This window comes from Candidatus Baltobacteraceae bacterium (assembly GCA_036559195.1).
GTDB lineage: Bacteria > Vulcanimicrobiota > Vulcanimicrobiia > Vulcanimicrobiales > Vulcanimicrobiaceae > JALYTZ01.
Map to the genome: position 1 here is coordinate 55067 of DATBTN010000073.1, position 19802 is coordinate 74868.

The following is a 19802-nucleotide window of genomic DNA, read 5'->3' on the forward strand; positions in this document are numbered from 1 at the left end:
GTCGTCGTTTGTCATGCTGAGCCTGTCGAAGCACGAGTCCGGTCGTCCTTCGACAAGCTCAGGATGACAAAAAAGGGGTGTTATCGTTGTTGTCATGCTGCGTCGTTGCTGTTTGTCATGCTGAGCTGTCGCTGCTGTTTGTCATGCTGAGCTTGTCGTTGCTGTTTGTCATGCTGAGCTGTCGTTGCTGTTTGTCATGCTGAGCTGGCGTTGCTGTTTGTCATGTTGAGCTGGCGTTGCTGTTTGTCATGCTGAGCTTGTCGAAGCACGAGCGCGTTCCTCGCATCGTCCGTCCTTCGACAGGCTCGTCCTTCGACAGGCTCGTCCTTCGACAGGCTCAGGATGACAGGAAGGGGCAAGTTAGGCTACGGCTTGGGGTTTGGCTAGGGCGATGGCGATGGCGGCGACGTCGGACTCGGTGATCGAGAGGCGGCGCATCGCGGATTCGTATGCGTCGATGGCCTCTTCGCTCTTGCTCGAGGCGGCTCGCTCTTCGCGCAACCGCTTGATCTCTTCGGTCACGCGCCCGGCAAGTTCGGGCGTGACCTCGATGCCGTGACTTGCGAGCTCTTCGGAATGATGGCGCAACGTGTCCTCAACGAGCGCAACGCCGGAGTGTTTGCCGAATATCCAGTTGGTCTCACCGCCGACGAGGGCGGCGGGCACCGCTTCGTACATGCGGTGATCGATCAGCATGGCGTGCGTGTGGATCCCGGACTCGTGTGCGAAGACCTTCTCGCCCACGATCGGCTCGTGCTGCTGCATCGGGATGCCGCTAATGCGCTCCATAAAACGCGCGAGTTCGCGCAATTTGTGATACTTGAAGCCGGGAATCTCCACGCCATAGAGCACGTTGAGCGCGGTCACGAATTCGTGAAGTTTGACGTTGCCGGCCCGCTCGCCATAGCCGTTGGCGGTCACCGAAACCACTTTGAATCCGCACGAAACCGCGGTGATGGCATTGATCGTCCCTAGGCCGTAGTCGTTGTGGAAGTGGCAAACCATCGGCAATCCCTTCGGCATCGCCGCCACGATCCGGCTGGAGTACCACTTGGCCGCTTCGGGCGTGAGGCAGCCGACGGTGTCGGGCCACGCGGGACGATTGCCGCCCGCCTCCATGCCGGCCTTAAAATATGAAATGAAATATTCAACGTCGCCGCGACTGCCGTCTTCGGCGCCGAATTCGATCTTCGTGACGCCGCGCGAGCGCGCGTAGGCAATCGCGTCGCACTGCAGCTTGATATTCGCATTGCGGTAAAATTCGAGCGGAAGGTCGAGCCATTCGCTCTCGTCGCGGCCTTCTTGCTTGAGCAGCATCTTGCCGATCTTGTATTTCAAATGCAAGTCGCTGCCGCTCGTGAAGATGAAAAACGTCACCTCCGAGGGCGAGATGCCGACCTCTTCGAGCGTACGCGCCGTGACGTCGATGTCTTTGGCGCTGCTGCGGCACATCACGACGATCTCGGTCTCGCCGAGTTCGCCGCGGCGCTTGCCTTCCATAACCAATTGCAGCGTCTTGCGATCGCCGGCCGAGGCGGCCGGAAATCCGACGCTCATGATATGCACGCCGATATCGGCCAACCGCTTGGCGATCTCGTACTTCTGCGCCGGCGTGAAACAGACGCCCGGCATCTGCTCGCCGTCGCGCAGCGTCTCGTCGTAGAGCCGGATCGAGCTCGCATCGGGGAAGTTCAGCGCGCGCGTGAACTCGCGCGGGTCGCGAATCAGCCGTTCGATGGGTTCTCGAAATTCCATGATGCGCCCCCGACGTGTGTTGCTCGTTTTAAGACTTCTCGCGCGCGGCACCGTTCTACTTCACGGCCGGTCGAATGGCGGCGCCTCGTCGCGAGGGGCGAGCCCGGCGTCGACTGCCGCGCTCGACTGCGCGCGGCGCGTGTAGACGCGCAACTCGGACATGTCGCGTGGGAAGAGCAGCTCGAGCGCCCAATCGAACGCGACGCGCAACTTGCGATCGAGCCCCGGCAGGCGCGAGAGATAGTAGGCGCGCCAGAGAACCCACGCGAGAAAACCCGTCAAGACGCGATCGCCGGGCAATTGCGCGACGGCATTACGCGCCCCAAGCGAGGCCATCATACCGAGCGAGCGGTACCGAAACGGTCGCGTTGCTTCGCCGCGCAACGTGGCGACGAGGTTGGCCGCGAGCACCGGCCCTTCGCGAATCGCGTGCTGCGCGGTCGGCGGGTAAAACCCGCCGGCCTCGTTTGGAATCGCCGCGCAATCGCCGATCGCCCACACGTCGCGCGCCGTCGCAACGCGCATATCCGGCCCCACGAGAATCGCGCCGTTCTTGGCGTGCGGCAGCGGCGCCGCCGCGATCAGCGGCGAGGGGCGCACGCCGGCGCTCCACACGATCGTGCGCGTCTCGATCCGGCGCCCGCTCTGCAGTTCCAGCCCGTCGGCAGTGGCGGACCGGACGTTGTCGCCGAGCACGATCTCGACGCCGCGTTTGGCGAGAGCGCGCGCCGAATACGTCCCCATCGTTGGCGGCAGACCGGGGAGCAGCGAGGCGCCGCCTTCGACGAGCACGATGCGAATGTCGTCGCGGCGCACGTGCGGATAGAACCGTTCGACGCTGCGAAAGAGTTCGACCATTTCGCCGGCCGTCTCGACGCCGGTAAATCCGCCGCCGACGACCGCTAAGGTGAGGAGGCGCCGGCGTTCGGCGTCGTCGCGCGCGCTGTCGGCAAGTTCCAGCAGCCACATGAAGCGGTTGCGCAGGATGCCCGCGTCTTCGAGCGTCTTGAGCGCGAAGACGCGTTCGGCTACGCCCGGCAGATCGAACGTCGACGTCACCGACCCGAGTGCGAGCACCAGCTGATCGTACGCCAGCGACTCGGTTACGCCGGTAAGCGTGTGAACGTACGTCACGCTCTTCGCCGGCGGATCGAGCGCCAGCACTTCGCCGAGGATGAAGCGCGAAGATCGCAGCTGCGAGCGCACCGGCGTCACGATGTGACGCACGTCGAGCGCACCCGAACTCACTTCGGGCAGCATCGGCGTGAAGAGCGAGAAATTCTCGCGCCCGATCAAGACGATCTCCGCCTCGTTCGGGGCGAGCAGCCGCTCCAACCGGTGCGCGGTCGCAATGGCGGCGAAGCCCCCGCCGAGAATCACGATTCGTACGGCCATAGCTGAGATCGTTCTTCCCGAGAAGGCCTGGCTCTCCCGGCCCGTCAAGAGACGACTCATCGTGCCAGAAGACGACAAACAGCCGAAAAAACCGCCGGTCAATCCCTACGCGGGCAAGTGGAGCGCCGAGCGCCCCGAAGACCGCCAATACGACGTGCGCGAGGGCGAGTATCTCCCGCCGGACGGAAGCGAGAAAAAGCAAAACACCGCCAAGGGCGTCGGGGCCGGTCTGGTCGGCATCGGCCTGCTGCTGGCGAAGTTCAAGGGGCTGCTTTACATCCTCTTTAGTCTCAAGTGGCTCTTCGTAAGCGTAAAACTGCTCGCATACAGCTGGACGTTCTTCCTCTCGCTCGGCATCTACGTGCTCTTCTTCGGCTGGAAGATCGCGATCGTGTTCATCCTCGTGCTGTTGACGCACGAACTCGGGCACTACTTCGCGTTTCGGAATTACGGTTTGGAAGCGCGCCTGCCGGTCTTCATTCCGCTGCTCGGTGCGTTTACCGCCGGAACGCCGCCCAAAGACTTGGAACAGGACGCCTATATCGCGCTCGCCGGCCCGCTCACCGGTCTCGTGCTCGGCATAGCGTGTTACGCCTTCGGTACGATAACGCACGATGCGTTTTGGTACGCCTCCGCGTACATCTGCGCGTTTTTGAATCTCTTCAACATGATTCCAACTCCGCCGTTCGACGGCGGCCGCGTTATCAACGCGATCGCTCCGGTGCTTTGGATCGCGGGCTTCATTTTGTTTATCGTTCTCGCGATCGCGTTGCACATATCGCTGATCTTCATCGTAATCATCGGGCTTTTCGGGCTGCCCTCCGTCATTGCGGCGTTTCGCGGACACGTCGACCCGCGGGCGGCCGCGATGACGAACTGGGCGCGGGCGCGCGTGGGCGCGTGGTATCTCGTCGTTCTCTTCGGTTTAGTCTTTCTCACTTCGTACGCTCACGTCGCCGTGCCGAACGGGTTCCGGTAGGACTCGTGAGCGACGAGCGGACGCCGGATTTCGCGATGCTGCGCGCCGTTGAGATTCTCGCCTCGATGCACGATCGCGCGCGCAAAGCCCCAAATAGTCCGCCGCCACCGCTCGATCGCCCCGTCGTGCTCTTCAACGAACGGATCGCCTTTGCGATCGGCTCGACGACGCGCGACCAGGTCGAACGCGAACTCGGCATCGCGTTTAGCTATCCGGCACGCGGCTGGCACACCTACGCGATCGCCGGGCCTAATCGCGAACGACGTTTGTTGAGCGCGTTTTACAAAGACAACGCGTTGCTGGCGGCTGAGTTCTACGTCCCGCGGACCGACGGAGCGCCGACGCTCGAACCGCGAGCGCTGGGATCGTTTCGGTTCGTACCCGGCGAGATCGCATTGGGTATGGCCGGCACGGCGATCCCGGAACACTTCGTGCCGGCCGTCGGCGGCCCCGGCACGATCGTCTTCGACGAAGCGTTCGAAGCGCGTTTCGATGGCGGAGTCGCCTACGCGATGGCGCGCAAGGGAACCATCGAGCGGCTTGCCCTCTACAAAGCGTAACGTTCAACTCGTCCTGGCCGTGGTCTGCGTCGCAAGTGCGTTGCTCTTCGCGCGCCCGCACGCCACGCCCGGCCCCGCGCTGCGCGATTTCGAATCGTACTACGCGGCCGGCGCCACGTGGCTGCGCGGAGAGGATCCGTACTCCACGGCAATTTGGGCGAGCGAACGGCAAATCCCCGGCGTCGATCCCGCGCGCTACGAACTCTTACCGTTCGTAGGGCCGCCCGCGTCGCTGCCGCTGTGGGCGATGTTCGCGCGCATGCCGTTCTCACTCGCGGCCATCGCGTGGAGCCTCGTACTCGTGGCGAGCTTCGCACTCGTCGTGCTGTTCGCACTTCGCGCGTGCGGCGTTGCACTCACTCCCATGGCCGCGATCGCGGGCGTCGCGATCGGGTTGGGCTTCGGTCCGCTCACGAGCGCGATCGCGCTCGGACAAGTCGCTCTGCCCGCCTTCGCCTTCGCGCTGATTGCGCTGTTCGCCATCGAGCGCACCGCAGTCGGAACCGCCGTCGCCGCGCTGTTCGCGGCGCTTCAGCCGAACGTCGCGCTCGTGCTTGCATCGCAGGCCGGCCGCTTGCGCGCCCTGGGCGCCTTCGCGGGCGCCGCGCTCGTCTTTGCGGCGGCTTCTCTGTACGCAACTGGCCCGCACGCGCTGACGGCGTACCTTCGGGTGTTGAACGAACACGGAGCTGCCGAACGCTTCAGCACCATCCAGCTAACGCCCGCGGCGATCGCGTACGGTTTCGGGATGGGACGCGCGTGGTCCGCGGGGGTCGGTCTGGCAGTCGCCGCCGCGGCCGTCTGCGCGTGGGCGATCCTTTCACTGCGCGCCGACGGCGCGCGCCGGCGCTTCGCAATCGCGTGTGCGATCTTGCCGTTCGCCGTTCCGTTTTTTCACGAACACGATCTCTGCATCGTCTTCGTTCCGGCACTCGCGGCGACGTTGGGCGCCGAACGCCGCATCGCACCGTCGGCGATCGCGGCCGCGCTCCTCGTGGCGATCGACTGGCTCGGCCTCGCGCAGCGGCCGGACGGTACGCTTCAGAGTCTCTTGCTTGCGAGCGGCGCACTCTTCGGGTACGCGGCGCTGCGCGAGGATCTGCCGTGGCGATCGTTCGCGTTGCCGGCCGCGTCGCTCGTACTGCTCGGAATCGCCGGCGCGAACGCGCACGCGCACCCGGCACCGATCTGGCCGGACGCGATGCACGCGTTCGGAGCGCTCCCGCCGAACGCTTCGGCCGCATCGGTCTGGGCGGCCGAACAGACGGCGAGCGGTTTGTTGACGCCCAATGCATTTTGGGCGGCGCTGCGCTGCCTGCCGCTAGCGGGCTGCGTGCTGCTGCTCTGGCTTAATTCGAAATCTGCGCCGCGTTCCAGAACAGCATCTCGGGTCCGGGCATGAACCCGTGGAAGTCGTCGTCGAACGTGATGTGGTCGGTGCGCTGGCTGAGCACGACGAACGGCACGTCCCGAGCGAGCAGTTCCTGCACGGCGATGTAGTCGCGCGTGCGCCGCGCGCGCTCGTAGTGCCCGAGCGCGTCCGCCAATAACCGATCCACCTGCGGATTGCAGTAGCCCATGTAGTTCTGGCCGTTCGGCGAGATGCGCGAGCACGCGATGTAGTTTGTCATATCCGGGTCGGGCTGCAGCGACCACGCGTATGACGTGAGGTCGTAGTGACGCGTCGCATCGATGCCGCCACCGGCGTACGACGCGAAGAGCTTGCTCGTCGGATAGCGGAAGTATTCGAGCGCGGCGCCGATCTCTTTGAACCACCCTTGGATCAATAACACGCGAGCGTCGAGCCCCGGATTGCCCGTATTGCCGGCAAAGCTAAAGCGCAGGGTCCGGCCATCTTTGTGCCGCAGCCCGTCGCCGCCCATCGTCCAGCCGTCGCGCTGCAGCAGCGCGTTCGCGCGCGCGAGATCGAACGCGTAGCACGGCGCGTGCGCGTCGTAGGCCCAACTCAAATGGCTCACGGGCGTGCAGGCCAGAAACCCCGAGCGGTGGTCGACCTTCTCCCAAAGCGTCTTCACGTCGATCGCCCGGGTTAGCGCCCGCCGTACGATCGGGTCGGCAAGGATCGGATTTGTCACGTTGAAGTCGATGTGGCCGTAGGAGTTTACGTCGTATCCGATCGTCTTCGTGTCCGGCGTTTCGATCACGCGTGCGAGTTGCTGGGTCGGAACGCGCACGAATGCGTCGATCTCGTGCGTGCGCAGCTGCGTCATCGCCGTGTTCGTATCGGGAATAATTTTGAAAACGACGTGCTGGAGTTTGGGCTTGCCTCCCCACCAGTACGGCGAGGCCTCCATCTCGACTTCGCTGCTGCGCACCCACTTCGTGTAGCGAAACGGCCCGAGGCCGACCGGCAGTGCGTTGTAGGGCGCGTGGTTGATATCTTTGCCCGCGAGCAGATGCTCGGGCAGGATAGCCGGATTGCCGAGCGGCGTGAAATACCGATTGATAAAGGCCGCGTACGGCGCCTTGAGGTGAAAGACGACCGTATACGCATTCGGCGTATCGACCCGCGTGATGAGATCCCAGCCGTCGCGGCTCAATACGTTGGTGCGCGGATCGAGAATCGTTTTGACCGTAAACGCAACGTCGGCTGCGGTAAAGGGCGCGCCGTCCTGCCAGCGTACGCCGCGGCGCAACTCGAACGTCAGCGTCCGTCCGTCGGGCGAGATCAAGTGGTTCGCTTTGGTCGGCACCTCCAGGCAGAGCGACGGAACCGGATTGCCTTTTTCATCGAAGACGAAAAAGTAGCCCATCGTAAACGCCGAGAGATCGTCGACGACCGTTTCGGTAGAGAGGAGCGGGTTGAGATTGTCGACGTCTTCGGCGTCCGCCCAGCGCAGCGTTCCCGGAATCGTCCAGGGATGGCGGCCGCCGCGCCCGCCGCCGGTGTTGGTGCAGCCTCCGAGAACGAAGGCCGCCAGCACCATCGCGGCGAGCAATCGGCGCACTAGATATCGACGTCCATCATGTTATCGAACGGCACCGCGGCGCCGGGAGTGAAGTTCTTGACGTCCTTGTTGACCACGAACGTCTGCTCGAGGCCGATGGTCACGATCGTCGGCGTGTCTTTTTGCAGTTCCGTCATGACGATTGCATCGTCTTTCTTGCGTTCGCCAGGAGTGAAAGCCGAATAGAAATCCGCCATCGCGCGGCTGGCGCGCTGGTTGCACCAATGCAGATCGTTCTGCCCGTTGGGCGGAAATTGGTTGCAGGCGTAGAGGTTGGAAAGGTCTCCCAGCGGATCCAATCCCCACGCGGCGTAGAGCAGATCGAACTTGCCGCCGTAGAGGATGCCGCCTGCCGAAGCCGGGGCGAACATCAGTGCCGAGAGGTAGTGGTGCACGTCGAGGCTTACGCCGATCTGCTTCCACCAGCTTCGCTCGAGTTCGATCTGATTGTCGGCATCGGGCGTTCCCGAGGTCGTCGCTAAATCGAGCACCAGCTTCACGCCGCCCTTGCTGCGAATACCATCGGGTCCCGGCTTCCAGCCGTCTTGGTCGAGGAGCTTGTTGGCAAGCGCGATATCGAACGGCTTCTGTTTGGCGATCGACGGATCGTAGTACGCCGAAACCGAGGGCGCCGGCTCTTCTTGCAGGATGCCGAATCCGCGACCGATCTTCGCGCGAATCGTCGGCCGGTCCGTCGCGTATTCCAGGGCTTCGCGAACGATGGGATCGCTGACGGTCGCGTGACTCGTATTGAAGTCGATGTGGTCGAATTCAAACCCCGGCTGGCGCATAATGGCTAAGCCCGGAGCGTTCTCTAAACGCCTGAGGTACAAGCCGGGGACGCGATACCACATATCGAGCGAATGGGCCTGAAGCTCGGTCTGCACGGTATCGCGGCTCGGGATGATCTCGAAATCGACTTCCTTTAATTTCGGAAGCCCGCGGAAATAGTAAGGATTCGCGACCATCACGACTTTTTGTCCGCGCAGCCATTGCTTGTATTTGAACGGACCGATTCCGACCGGCAGCGAGTTATAGGCGGCGTTGTTGATGTTCGGAAGATTGCCCAAAAGGTGCTTCGGCAACACGCACGGATTCGCGCCCGCACTCGAAAAAAACGTGACGAGGAACGGTGAATAGGGCTTTTGCATCTGGAGGACGACCGTATATTTATCCGGCTCGTCGATCTTCTGGATCAAATTCCAGCCGCTGCGGCTGATCTCGTTGGTGGCCGGGTTTAAAACGGTCTTGATCGAGAAGACGACGTCGTCTGCGTTAAACGGCGCGCCGTCGGACCAGCGCACGCCCTTGCGCAGGTGATAGGTGATCGTCTTGCCGTCGGGGCTCACGCCCCCGTTCGCTTTGGTCGGCACCTCGGTCGCGAGTTCGCCGTACGGCATGTTCTTCCGATCGAATTTGATCAGCCACGCCATGGTCATCGAGGCCATGGTAAACATCGTGCCTTGCGTGTTGAGGTGCGGATTGAGATTGGTGATATCTTCCGCCGTCGCATAGCGCAAGACGTGCGGGATCGTCCAGGAGTTGACGCGCCCGCCGCTCCCTCCGACGCCGGTTCCGGACTTGGTGCACGCCGCGAGTGCGGCGCATGCGAGGATGAGCGCCAACCGGCCGAAACGCTGAATCATCTTCCCTCCTCAGATATCGACGTTCATGAAGTTATCGAACGGCGCCGCCGCATTGGGCGTAAAGTTCTTGAGGTCCTTATTCCAAACCCAGAGCGTCTTCGTGCCCGTAATGACCACCGACGGAACGTCGGCGTTGAACTCCTCGGCGACGATCGCATCGTCGGCGTTGCGCTGACTTTGATCGAAGTGCGTGAAGAGCGCCTTCATCGCCGCATCCGCGCGCCGGTCGCACCAGCGCGGATCGTTCTGTCCGTTGGGCGGAATCTGGTTGCAGGCGAAGAGATTCGACATATCGCCGAGCGGGTCGAGGCCCCACTGGAAAAACACCACATCGAATTTGCCGCGATAGACGATGCCGCCGTTCTGATACGGATTGAACATCAGCGACGGCAGATAGTGCTGGATGCTGATCGTCACGCCGATCTGTTTCCACCAGCCGCGGATGAGCTCGAACATCGAGGCGGCGTTGGGATCGCCCGAAATGATCGCCACGTCTAAATTGAGCTTGACGCCGTTCTTCGAGCGCACGCCGTCGCGTCCGAGCGTCCAGCCGGCCTTATCGAGCAGCGCGTTGGCCTTCGCGATATCGAACGGTACGATCGGAATCTTGGGGTCGTAATAGGCCGCGACTTTGGCGGCCGGCTGATCCTGCCGGTTGCCGACGCCCGAATAGATCTTATTGATGATCGCATCGCGATCGGTAGCGTAACGCAGGGCTTCGCGAACGGCCTGCTCTTTGAGCGCCGGGTGACTTAAGTTGAAGTCGATGTGCCGGTAATAATAATCGGGCTGCGCGTCGGTCACGAACGGCGTCATCGCTCGGAAGCGGTTGATCTGGTTCGGCGGCGCGTTGTAGAACAGATCGAGCTGTTTGGCTTCGAGTTGGGTGATGACCGTATTCGTGTCGGGAATGATCTCGAAGTCGATCTCTTTGAGCTTTGGCAACCCGCGGAAATAGAGCGGGTTGGGAAGCATGACGACCTTGGAGCCTCGCAGCCATTCTTTATACTTGAACGGTCCGATGCCGACGGGCAGCGCGTTGTACGGCACGTTGTTGAGGTTCGGATACTGTGCGAGCAAGTGCTTGGGCAGCACGCACGGATTCGCGCCGGCCGTCGAAAAAAACGTCGTCACGAACGGTGAATACGGCTTCCTCATGTGAAGCACGACCGTGTATTTGTCCGGCTCGTCGACCTTGGTGATGAGATCCCAGCCGGTCCGGCTCACGATGTTGTTGTTCTTATTCAAGATCGCGCCGATCGACCATACGACGTCGTCGGCGGTGAACGCGACGCCGTCGGACCACTTCACGCCTTTGCGCAAATGATAGGTGATCGTCTTGCCGTCGGAGCTGACGCCGCCGTTATGCTGATCGGGAATCTGCGTGAGCAACTCCGGATAGGGCCGGTCGTGCACGTCCCATTTTATGAGCCACGCCATCGTTAACGAGGCCATCAAACTCAGCGTCGTCTGCTGACTCAGGACCGGATTGAGACTCGAGAAATCCTCGCCCGTCGCGTAGCGCAAGACGTGCGGCACGGTCCACGAGTTGCTGCGCCCTCCGGGGACTGCCGACGTTCCGCCGCTTCGAGTGCATCCGGCGGTGAGGACCGCTAGGCCGAGAGCGATTGCTGCGAGCTTTCTCAAATCGAATACTCCCACGGGTTCCAGAAGGACGAAATAACCGACGACGGATCGTACCCTTTGAGATCGGTGTTGTACACGTAGGGCTCTTTGCGGAACGAGAGGATGATCGTCGGAACTTCCTTCGCCAACTCTTGCTGCACGATAACGTAATCCGCTTTACGGCGCGTCTGATCGATCGTCTTGAGCGCGTCGTTCATCGCGGCGGTCGCCTTCGGGTCGTTCCAGAAGAGGCTGTTCTGTCCGCGCGGCGCGAAATTGTCGCCCGAGTAGAGAGAGCTATCGTCGGGATCCGATGCCGAGATCCAGGCGAAGATCGCCGCATCGTAGTGTCCGCCCTCGAGAATACCTGCGTTGCCGTTGGCGAACATCGATGCCGTTTCGTAGTTTTTGACGTCGGCCTGCACGCCAACGTCGTGCCACTGGCGCTGAATCAGCGTTTGAATCGCGCGTCCCATGGTGGCCTCGGTCTGCGTGCTCAGGTCGAACTCGAGGCGCTTTCCGTTCTTGACGCGGATTCCATCGGCGCCGACCTTCCAACCGTCGGCCTCGAGGATCGCCTTGGCCTTGGCCGGATCGAACGGGTGATGCTCGATGTCGTTCGTGTAGGCCCACGAGAGCGTCGGATGCTGGTCGGTCTCGGCGGGTGTCGCCGCACCGTGCATGATTTTTTGGATAATCTCTTGACGGTTGGTCGCATCGGCGAGCGCGACGCGAACCTGCAGATCCTTTAGGATCGGGTTCTTCAAGTTAAAGTCGATGTGGTCGAACAGAAACGAATCGACCTGGATGGCTTTCAGGCCGTTTTTCGGATTGTCCGCGAGCGCCTCGTATTTCGGCCAGTTTAGTGGCGTGCCGCGCGCGAGCATATCGATCTCGTGCGTTTGCAGCTGGGTCTCCATCGTGTTTTCGTCGGTCAGAATGCGCAGATCGACTTCCTTGAGTTTCGGCGCACCCATGAAGTACTTGGGATAAGCTTCCATCCGAACGTTGGAGCCGCGATTCCACTCGATGACTTGGAACGGACCGCTGCCGATGGGCTTGGAGTTGTACGGCGCGTCGTTGATCGAGCCGTGCGCCGTCTGATACGGAGCCAAAAGGTGTTCGGGCAGAATCGGCGCGTTGCCGTTCACTCCCCAGAGCTGCTGCAGGTACGGTGCGTAGACCCGCTTCATGTGTACGACCGCGACGTATTTATCGCTGCAGTCGATGTCTTTAATGTCTTTGTATCCGTCGGTCGTGGCGACGTTGGTCTTCGGATTCATCACGAGCTGCCACGTGAACTTCAGATCGCTGCAGGTTAGCGGCTGACCGTCTTGCCACGTAATGTTGTGGCGAAGCTTGTACTTGAGGGTGAGGCCGTCTTTGCTGACGTCGCCGTTAGCGACCGTCGGCACTTCGGAGACGGCGTCCGGAACCGGCTCGCCTTTCCCGTTGTAACGCACGGCGTACGAGTAGATGAACATCGAAAGGTCGCCCGTAACGCCGCTGGCGTTGAGCAGCGGGTTGAGCGACTTTGGATCCTGGTTTTCGGCAAACCGCAGCACGCCCGGCACGGTCCATGGGTTGGGTCCCCCGGCGGTCGAACCGGTAGTGGTCTTCGTGCAGCCGCTAAAGGCGAGAGCGGCGCCGGCCGCGAGAAGGGCGGTTCGTAGCCAGATGTTCAGCTGTTCATCCTCCGGTTGAAGTGTCGTCGTGCATCGCCTGCGGATCGATGCCTTGGCGGCTGTAAAATTCGCGGAGGGCGTCGGGCGAGATCTCCGATGGCTTGATCTCGCTGCGTCCTCCCCAGAAAACGTTTGTGTAGCTATAGTCGATGCCGGCCTCGCGCAAATGTTCGTCGATCGCGACCTTGTGCGCTAACAGGACGTCTTTATCGAGGCCGTGGGCGACCGCCATGATGTTCACGTTGCGAAATTCCGGACCGCCCTCGCGCCAATAGGCGTGTGTGATGATATGATGCCGGCCGACTTCGCGACCCGCATCGATCTCGCGGCCGGGCGGCACCGACCAATGAAAGAGCGCGTTGTATCGCGTGACGCGTTCGTTGTTCGCGGTGGCTTTGACGTGTTCGAGGAACGTCGAGAAACGCCCGATCACCTTGCGCGCGTTGAGCGAGCGCGCGACCTCGTAGAACGTCGGGAGATCGACGCCCGCCGCCCGCGCGCGTTCGCGCCAGAGATCGCGGACGATCTCTTCGGGTTCGAATTCGCGTTTGAGGGCGATCAAAACGCGCCAATCCATCTCGTCGAGCGCGACGATGTTGGTGTGGAGCACCTCGGCGAGTACGTCGGCCCGGCTGCCGGGCTCGATTCCGCGGCGCCGCACGTGTCCGACGCCGAGCGCGAAGAGATTCTTCGCAGGCATGAGCCGGAAGGCTACGGCGCCGATGCGGTCGCGCAAGAACTCGGCATGCTTCTGGATCGAGTAGCCCTGCGGAACCTTCAGCGTCGTCCAGAGCCGGTACGAAGACCCCGGCGTCGCCGCGTCGGCCGTGCGGATAACGACGTGCCCGGAGAACGGATCCTCGCGAAAGAGAAACTCGAACGCGGCATCGAGCCGCTCCTGCGGCACTTGCCAGGCGATGAGCGAGCCTTGCGCGAGATTGGTCGCCATGAGCGTCTGCCGAACGCGCCGGATCGTGCCGGCCCGCAGCATCGCGACGACGCGCTCGAGGACCGTTTCGACCGGAACGTTCGACTGGGCGGCAATCGCGCCGAAGGGATCTTCTTGAAAACCCGCTAGGCGATCTTCGGAGATCGCCAAGATGGCCGCGTTGACGGGGTCGCTAATCGCGGCCGGAATGGTTTGGGAGGGCATAGCCACGCGGTATTAGACGCGCAGCTTCGCCCTCCCCACGCCGTTGGCTAAGGAGTCGCCGGTTGGCCGGTGGCTAGGTCGCTCTCGCCGATGGCGAAGAGATACGTCTGCTCGGATTGGCGCAGCAGGTAGACGGCGTTCAAACGGTCGGTCTCGGCCTGCGTGAGGCCCAGTTGCGCTTGCAGCAAGAGCGGCAGGTTGGTGACGCCGGCCCGATACTGGGCTTGCGTCGCCTTGACTTGCTCGGTCGCGTTGGCCAGTTCGACGGCGGTTTGCTGGGTCGCCGCTTGCGAGGAGATCAATCCCGCAAGCGCTTGACGGACGTTGAGCTCGAGTCCGATGCGCGTACTCTCGAGTTGGGCGTTGGCCTTATCCAGTTGGTATTGAGCCTGCGCGCTCTGAGCGGCCGTGACGCCTTGGTCGAAGATCGGTATGTTCAGCGACGCGCCGATCGAGTTGCTGCTGCGGAAATCGCCGCCGTTGGGCGTGGTCGAACTCGTTCCCGCATCCGCCGTTCCGGTAAGAGTCGGGAAGCGGCCGAGTTTGGCGGCGCGCAGCGAATATTTCGCCGCATCGACGGTGTGTTGCGACGCGAGGTAATCCGGACGCAGCGCGAGCGCACGCGTTACCGCCGTGTCGTAGCCGAGCACCGGCACCTTCAACAGCGATGCCGCCGCGCCGGCCGGCGTATCGTTGACGGGCAGAACCGCCGTATTCGCATCGAGCCCGAGTTCGTTTGCGAAAGCGGCATCGGCCGAGATCTCCGTACCCTGCGCGCGCACGAGTGCGACGCGCGCTTGCGCGGTCGGTACCTCGGCGGCGAGCAAACTCGCACGCGCTTCCGTGCCGGCGCGAATCTGCGCGCGGATCAGATTCTCTTGCACGACGTTTTGCTGCACGACTCGCGCGGCCAGTTGCGTTGCGGCCTGCGCCTGCAGTGCGTTGTAGTATGCTTGCGCGACGTTGAACGAGAGCAATTGCAAGTTACGTTCGTAGGTGCCGGCGGCGGCGGCCTCGGTCGCCCGCGCCGAATGGATGAGCGCGACGGTCTTGCCGCCGTCGAAGATCAATTGACGCAACGTGAGCTGCAGCGATTCGTTAGTCGATCCGCTGCTTCCGAGCGTGGTCGTCGAACCGCCCGTCCCCGAGTTCGAGCCGCCCGAGCGGCCACCGTTGCTGCGCGCGATCGAACCGACCGCCGCCACGTTCGGAAAGATCGCCGATTTGGCGAGTTGCACGGGAACGGTCGAAATATTGTAATCCGCGCGAGCCGCGGCGAGGATCGGCGACTTCGCAGCTGCGATATCGATCGCTTGCTGCAACGTAATCTGGGTCGGCACTGCCGGATTGGGTTGGGTTTGCCGCACGCCGGGCGCGGGCGTTCCGTACGCCGGATATGGCAGCGTCGTTGGCGATTTGACGGGAATGGGCGTCGGGGTCGGGCGCGGCGTTGCGGCCGACACGAGCCCCGGCGCGCCGGTCCCAAGCAGCGCGCAAAGGCCGCCGAGCGCGAGGACGCCGGTCAAGAGACGTTGCGTATACTTCACGGCGTACGCTTGTGCTTTCCGCCTGGGGTGCCGGGCGCTCCCGGCGGGCCGCCGGCGCCGTTAACGGCGACGACGCTGCCGTTCTGCAGCGCGTCGGGACGCGTCGTGATCACTTGCGTTCCCGGCCGCACTTTGGGACTAATCACTTCCGAAAGCGTATCGGTCTGCAAGCCGATCTGTACCGGAACTTGCACGGCCTTGCCGCCATCGACGATGAAGACGCTGCTGCCTTGATCGGTCTGCGCGATCGCGGAGCGCGGAACGACGATCGCATTGTCGCGGCGCGCTTCCTGCACCGTGACCGAGACGAGCATGCCGCCGCGCAACAGCGAGCCGGGGTTGGATTGAACGATGCGCGCGCGATACGAAAGCGTGCCCTGCGTCGGTACCGCGTTGAGCGTGTCGATGCGGCCGCGGAACGAACGCGTTCCGAGCGTATCGGATTTGAACGTCACCGGCGTGCCGGGATGGACGTATCGAAGATCTTCGTCGGGCACGTTGACGTTGATGTACACCGTGTCCACTTTCGAGATCGTGAAGACGGGCGCGGACGGACCGGCTTGCGCGCCGGGATCCATCAGACGCGACGTGATCACGCCGTCGTACGGAGCGTAGAGCGCGGTCTGTCCGATCTGCGTGCGCAGCGTATTGGCTTGCGCCTGCGCGGCTTGCGCCGCGGCGACGTCCGCCTGCGCGTTCGCGCTCGAAATCCCGGTGTTCTGCTGCTGCGCCACCGTCGAGCGAGCGGTGTTCTGAGCCTGGATGTACGCGGCTCGCGACGATTCGAGTTGCGATTGCGAGACGTATCCTTGCTTGAACAACTGCAGGTTCTGGTCGTAGCTGAGTTTGGCGCTCGCAAGCGCCGCCTGGGCCGACTGGGCCGCCGCACTCGTTTGCGACTGCGTCACGGGGACGGTCAGCGTGGACGAACGCGCGCGTGCCGAGGCCTCGCTGATGAGCGCTTCGTCTTGCGCGAGTTGCGCGCGCAGCGTCGAGTCGTCGATCTTCGCCAGCATCTCGCCGGCGGCGACGCGGTCGCCCTCATGTACGTAAACTCCGACGACCGGGCCGGATTGCTGGAACGAGAGCGTCGATTGTTCGAGCGGAGCGACTTGGCCGTCGAGCGCGATGAAGGTCGCGATGTTCTGACGCTGCGCCTGCGCGACGTCCACGTTGAGCGCGACCGGACCGTGCGGCTGCTTCGAGCCGCCGCCGCATCCGGCGAGGCCGACGACCGAGGCGAGCCCGAGGGCGATCGCCAAGCGATGGTACTGCATTATTCTCCTGATTATGGCAACGGCGTATCCGTCAATAAGGGCGCTTCGTGTTTCTATACGGGTCAGCGACCGATTTGATTCATTCCTACGATATGAACCTGAGAATAGGCTTACTCGCTTGTTGCGCGCACCCTTCCCCGAAGGCGGCGGGGGGCAGATTCACGTATTGAGTAGGGGCATGAGCGCGAAACTCGATATCGGGCGCACCTTTAGCAGGCAGAGCCGCGTCGAAGAGTGGATGACCGCCGAGAAGGCCGGCAACAAAGGTGCGGACGTCCTCTCCACCCCGATGCTGGTCCAACTGATCGAAGAAGCCGCAATGGCCTGCGTCGCGCCCGCCTTGGCGGCCGACGAGATCACCCTCGGGACCCATATCGACCTGGAGCACCACAAGCCGGTGCCCGTTGGATTCATCGTGCGGACCGAGGTTGAGGTGGTCTTGGTGGACGGGCCGCGGATCAGTTTTGCCGTCGCCGTGTTCGACGAACAAGAGGCCGTAGCCGAGGGAACGCACGAGCGGTACGTTATCGATCGAGCAAAATTTCGCGCAAAGCTTGAAGATAAGCTCGCTTAACGCTACATTTACAGGAAGTAGCGGGCGAGTGAAAGAGCCCCAGCCGACAAAGGTAGCCAATATGGGTGGAAAAACCGTCGGTTACATTGGAGGGGGGGCAATCTGCTGTTCCCGAAGAGATTAATAGCCTTTGTTTTTGGGTATGGGCCCTGCGACGAAACCCAAGCTTGGTTCGCCGTGGGGTCAAGTCCGTGAGAACGGGCCCGAAGGCAAGCTGAGGTCTCATTCTAACTAGGAGGAAACATTGAAACGACTGAGCACCGGAGTCCTCGCCGTGCTGTTCGCAGCCGGTCTTGGACTTAACGCGGTCGCCGCTCCGTCGAATCCTGCATCGCAAGGCAACCTCGGACCCAATGCGATCGCTCAGGCTTCGTCGAGCACGACTGCTATGCCGGCGGCAAACTTCGGTTCCCCGCCGTCGGGTCAGATCCCGATTCTATTCAACGATCATCACGTTTATTCGAAACCCGACACCCTCAAGCAGGGTCGCGTGCTCTCCGCGCTCGTGCGCGGCGGTACCATCCTGATCCCGCTTCGCTCGATGTTCGAGCAAATGGGCGCGACGGTTTCTTACGACCCCGGCAGCAAGACGGTCGACGTCACGAAGGCCGGAGCCGATGTCAAGGTCACGGTCGGCAAGCCCGAAGTCGTGATCAACGGCGAATCGCGCCCGCTCGACGTTCCCCCGGAAATCTACCAGGGTAACGTCGTCGTGCCGGTCCGCGTCATTTCGGAAGGCATGGGCGCGTACGTCCAATGGGTTCCGGATCGTAAACTCGTAGTCGTCCGTTACAACCCGGCCACGCCGCCGCCGCCGCCGACCCCGGCTCCGACCGAGGCTCCGACGACCGCGCCGACCCCGGCCCCGGTTGCAACCCCGTACATGGACAAGTTCATCGCCGGCGACTACATCATCTCGCCGAAGATCTACAACGAATTCAGCCCGGGCAACACCGGCAGCAACACGAACGGCGGCTTCTCGTATCGTCTCAAAGGCGCATACGAGTTCAACCTGTTCAACCTGCCCTGGATGCTCGAAGCCGACTATCGTCAGTTCAACTACCCGCATAACCAAGGCGTCGCGACGACCGCGGCCAACCAAGGTCAAGTTTGCGACGGCATCGGTGGCCACGCATCGGGCGGCGATCCGGGCTGCGTTACCGCCATCGGCGGCCAGTTCCAGACCTTCGTTCCGGCGTTCACCGTGCGCGACTACGACTTCGACGGCCGTCTCGGCCTGAAGGTCGCCGACCCGCGCATCTACATCGGCATCGGCTACATGGCGCGTTCGGGCAACTACGGTTACCCGCGTCTCCACTCGGTCGGTTTCGGTCTCGAGAAACTCCCCGACCTCAACCAACCCTTCTCGATCTACGGTAGTGCCTGGTACTACCCGAACGTCAAGGGTACGTGCGGAACGGATGTGTGCCCCGCAGGTCCGTATGACCTCGAGTACAACGTCCTGAAGTACGACATCGGCGGAACGTTCACGTTCGGCCCGAGCACGCCGGTCTACATCGACTTCGGCTTCCTCGGCGACCGTGGAAAGAACAAGTCGAATGCTCCGGTTGACTTCACCCACAACGGGCCCTACGTCGGGCTTGGAATCAAGTTCTAGTCTCCGCTTAGCGGTTCTAGAGCAAAAAGGACCCCGGCACTGCCGGGGTCCTTTTCTTTGTGTCATCCTGAGCTTGTCGAAGGACGGAGCTTGTCGAAGGACCGGTTATCGGGGGTGGTGCGTTGGGGTCGCTACGGGGCTAGGCACCGGCACCGGGGTCATAGCGCCGGTTGGGATTGGGACCGGGGAAGCGCTGGGGAGCGGGGTTGGCGCGCCCGAGGCTGCGGGCGACGGCGCGCCGCTGGGAGCGATGGTTGGGACCGGAGCCGGGGTCGGCGCAGCGACGCACGGCGGCGTCAGAATATCGATCTTCGGCTGACCCGGGGCGGTCGTCGGTGACGGGGTCGGAACCGGCGTCATCGTGGGCTCGGGAGTCGGCGTCGGTTTCGCGCCGGGAAGCGGGCTCGGTGCCGGCGTCGGGCACGGAACCGGTTCCGCGAAGTAATGCTCGGTAAAGCCGATGGCGAGATCTTTCTTTTCGAGCTTACCGAAATACGTTTTGCCGAAATTGTTGGTCAGGATGTGCATGTATTGCCACGCTTTATCCTGATACGTGCGAGTGTAGATCTTCTTATAGGTGCGAATCGCCAAGAAATACGAGCGCGCGAGTTCGGGATCGTGCGGGTATTTATTCGCCCACGCGTGCAGCGCTTCGTCGGCAAAGGCGACCTTAGAAATGACGTCGGGACTGACCGTGTAATCTCCGGCGCGAACGGTCTGGTCGTGGAACGTGTTGTTGATGCCGAGATAGCTCAGTTTTAAACGGCCGAAATATTCGTCGCCGGGTGCGGAAACTTTCAGCATGTCGAGCTGATGTTCGCGAAACTTCGAAATCGCGTTCGCTTTGGAAGCCGTCTTGTGCGACGACGTTTTGGGGGGAGTTTTAGACGGCGCGGTCGGCGCCGCCACGACCGTGCCGATGAGGCCGGCGGCGAGCGCCGCAGCCGATGCGGACATGAACCTACGTTTCAACGACTACCCTTTCAACGAGAAGAGCGCTTTATAGCCTAACGTTCTT

The 19802-nt window shown here is 62.5% G+C and carries 15 protein-coding genes; 5 read left to right on the forward strand and 10 right to left on the reverse strand.

The window, feature by feature from the left end:
• Positions 1-360 precede the first annotated feature (360 nt).
• Both VIG32_11965 and VIG32_11970 read right to left on the reverse strand, forming a co-directional pair.
• Positions 361-1755 carry a hypothetical protein gene (locus VIG32_11965; protein ID HEY8298723.1) on the reverse strand — a complete coding sequence of 465 codons (1395 nt, stop codon included), beginning with the start codon at positions 1753-1755 and terminating at the stop codon, positions 361-363.
• 60 nt (positions 1756-1815) lie between these two features.
• Positions 1816-3150 carry an NAD(P)/FAD-dependent oxidoreductase gene (locus VIG32_11970; protein HEY8298724.1) on the reverse strand — a complete coding sequence of 445 codons (1335 nt, stop codon included), beginning with the start codon at positions 3148-3150 and terminating at the stop codon, positions 1816-1818.
• Positions 3151-3211: 61 nt separating this feature from the next.
• Here VIG32_11970 and VIG32_11975 point away from each other — a divergent pair, with 61 nt between their 5' ends.
• The 3 genes from VIG32_11975 to VIG32_11985 are packed head-to-tail and all read left to right on the forward strand — an operon-like array spanning position 3212 to position 6091.
• Positions 3212-4129 (forward strand): site-2 protease family protein, encoded by a 918-nt coding sequence (locus VIG32_11975; GenBank protein ID HEY8298725.1) that lies wholly within the window; start codon positions 3212-3214, stop codon positions 4127-4129.
• A 5-nt stretch (positions 4130-4134) separates the two neighbouring features.
• Positions 4135-4689: a hypothetical protein gene (locus tag VIG32_11980; protein HEY8298726.1), complete on the forward strand. Its 555-nt coding sequence runs from the start codon at positions 4135-4137 to the stop codon at positions 4687-4689.
• Positions 4670-6091, forward strand: coding sequence for a glycosyltransferase family 87 protein (locus VIG32_11985; GenBank protein HEY8298727.1), 1422 nt, complete (start codon positions 4670-4672; stop codon positions 6089-6091). The genes VIG32_11980 and VIG32_11985 overlap by 20 nt, the downstream gene beginning before the upstream one ends.
• Here the strand turns inward: VIG32_11985 and VIG32_11990 are convergent.
• The 7 genes from VIG32_11990 to VIG32_12020 all read right to left on the reverse strand — a co-directional run bounded on the left by VIG32_11990 (position 6039) and on the right by VIG32_12020 (position 16592).
• The gene (locus tag VIG32_11990; protein HEY8298728.1) at positions 6039-7658 is read right to left on the reverse strand and encodes a peptide ABC transporter substrate-binding protein; all 1620 of its coding nucleotides are present in this window, start codon (positions 7656-7658) and stop codon (positions 6039-6041) included. The two genes, VIG32_11985 and VIG32_11990, sit on opposite strands and share 53 nt — an antisense overlap.
• Positions 7658-9304, reverse strand: coding sequence for a peptide ABC transporter substrate-binding protein (locus tag VIG32_11995; protein ID HEY8298729.1), 1647 nt, complete (start codon positions 9302-9304; stop codon positions 7658-7660). Before VIG32_11995 ends, VIG32_11990 begins: the two co-directional genes overlap by 1 nt.
• A gap of 9 nt (positions 9305-9313) precedes the next feature.
• On the reverse strand, positions 9314-10951 hold the full coding sequence (locus VIG32_12000) for a peptide ABC transporter substrate-binding protein (GenBank protein ID HEY8298730.1): 1638 nt from the start codon (positions 10949-10951) through the stop codon (positions 9314-9316).
• Entirely contained in the window at positions 10948-12495 is a 1548-nt protein-coding gene (locus VIG32_12005) for a peptide ABC transporter substrate-binding protein (GenBank protein ID HEY8298731.1), read from the reverse strand. The genes VIG32_12000 and VIG32_12005 overlap by 4 nt, the downstream gene beginning before the upstream one ends.
• Before the next feature lie 124 nt (positions 12496-12619).
• Positions 12620-13768 (reverse strand): hypothetical protein, encoded by a 1149-nt coding sequence (locus VIG32_12010; protein ID HEY8298732.1) that lies wholly within the window; start codon positions 13766-13768, stop codon positions 12620-12622.
• 47 nt (positions 13769-13815) lie between these two features.
• Complete coding sequence (locus VIG32_12015) at positions 13816-15315, reverse strand: TolC family protein (GenBank protein ID HEY8298733.1); 1500 nt, start codon at positions 15313-15315, stop codon at positions 13816-13818.
• Positions 15312-16592 carry an efflux RND transporter periplasmic adaptor subunit gene (locus tag VIG32_12020; GenBank protein HEY8298734.1) on the reverse strand — a complete coding sequence of 427 codons (1281 nt, stop codon included), beginning with the start codon at positions 16590-16592 and terminating at the stop codon, positions 15312-15314. Before VIG32_12020 ends, VIG32_12015 begins: the two co-directional genes overlap by 4 nt.
• 178 nt (positions 16593-16770) lie before the next feature.
• Between VIG32_12020 and VIG32_12025 the strand changes: the two genes are divergently transcribed.
• The gene (locus tag VIG32_12025) at positions 16771-17166 is read left to right on the forward strand and encodes a hotdog domain-containing protein (GenBank protein HEY8298735.1); all 396 of its coding nucleotides are present in this window, start codon (positions 16771-16773) and stop codon (positions 17164-17166) included.
• Positions 17167-17410: 244 nt separating this feature from the next.
• Positions 17411-18784, forward strand: a complete 1374-nt coding sequence (locus tag VIG32_12030) for a copper amine oxidase N-terminal domain-containing protein (GenBank protein HEY8298736.1) — start codon at positions 17411-17413, stop codon at positions 18782-18784.
• 105 nt (positions 18785-18889) lie between these two features.
• Here VIG32_12030 and VIG32_12035 read toward each other — a convergent pair whose 3' ends face one another.
• Positions 18890-19741, reverse strand: coding sequence for a hypothetical protein (locus tag VIG32_12035; protein HEY8298737.1), 852 nt, complete (start codon positions 19739-19741; stop codon positions 18890-18892).
• Positions 19742-19802 lie beyond the last annotated feature (61 nt).

Bases quoted from the DNA above. Each gene is read 5' to 3' on its own strand.
- VIG32_12035 (HEY8298737.1), bottom strand. From the start codon at position 19,741: ATGTCCGCATCGGCTGCGGCGCTCGCCGCCGGCCTCATCGGCACGGTC.
- VIG32_11995 (HEY8298729.1), bottom strand. From the start codon at position 9,304: ATGATTCAGCGTTTCGGCCGGTTGGCGCTCATCCTCGCATGCGCCGCA.
- VIG32_12020 (HEY8298734.1), bottom strand. From the start codon at position 16,592: ATGCAGTACCATCGCTTGGCGATCGCCCTCGGGCTCGCCTCGGTCGTC.
- VIG32_12010 (HEY8298732.1), bottom strand. From the start codon at position 13,768: ATGCCCTCCCAAACCATTCCGGCCGCGATTAGCGACCCCGTCAACGCG.
- VIG32_12025 (HEY8298735.1), top strand. From the start codon at position 16,771: ATGAGCGCGAAACTCGATATCGGGCGCACCTTTAGCAGGCAGAGCCGC.
- VIG32_11965 (HEY8298723.1), bottom strand. From the start codon at position 1,755: ATGGAATTTCGAGAACCCATCGAACGGCTGATTCGCGACCCGCGCGAG.
- VIG32_11970 (HEY8298724.1), bottom strand. From the start codon at position 3,150: ATGGCCGTACGAATCGTGATTCTCGGCGGGGGCTTCGCCGCCATTGCG.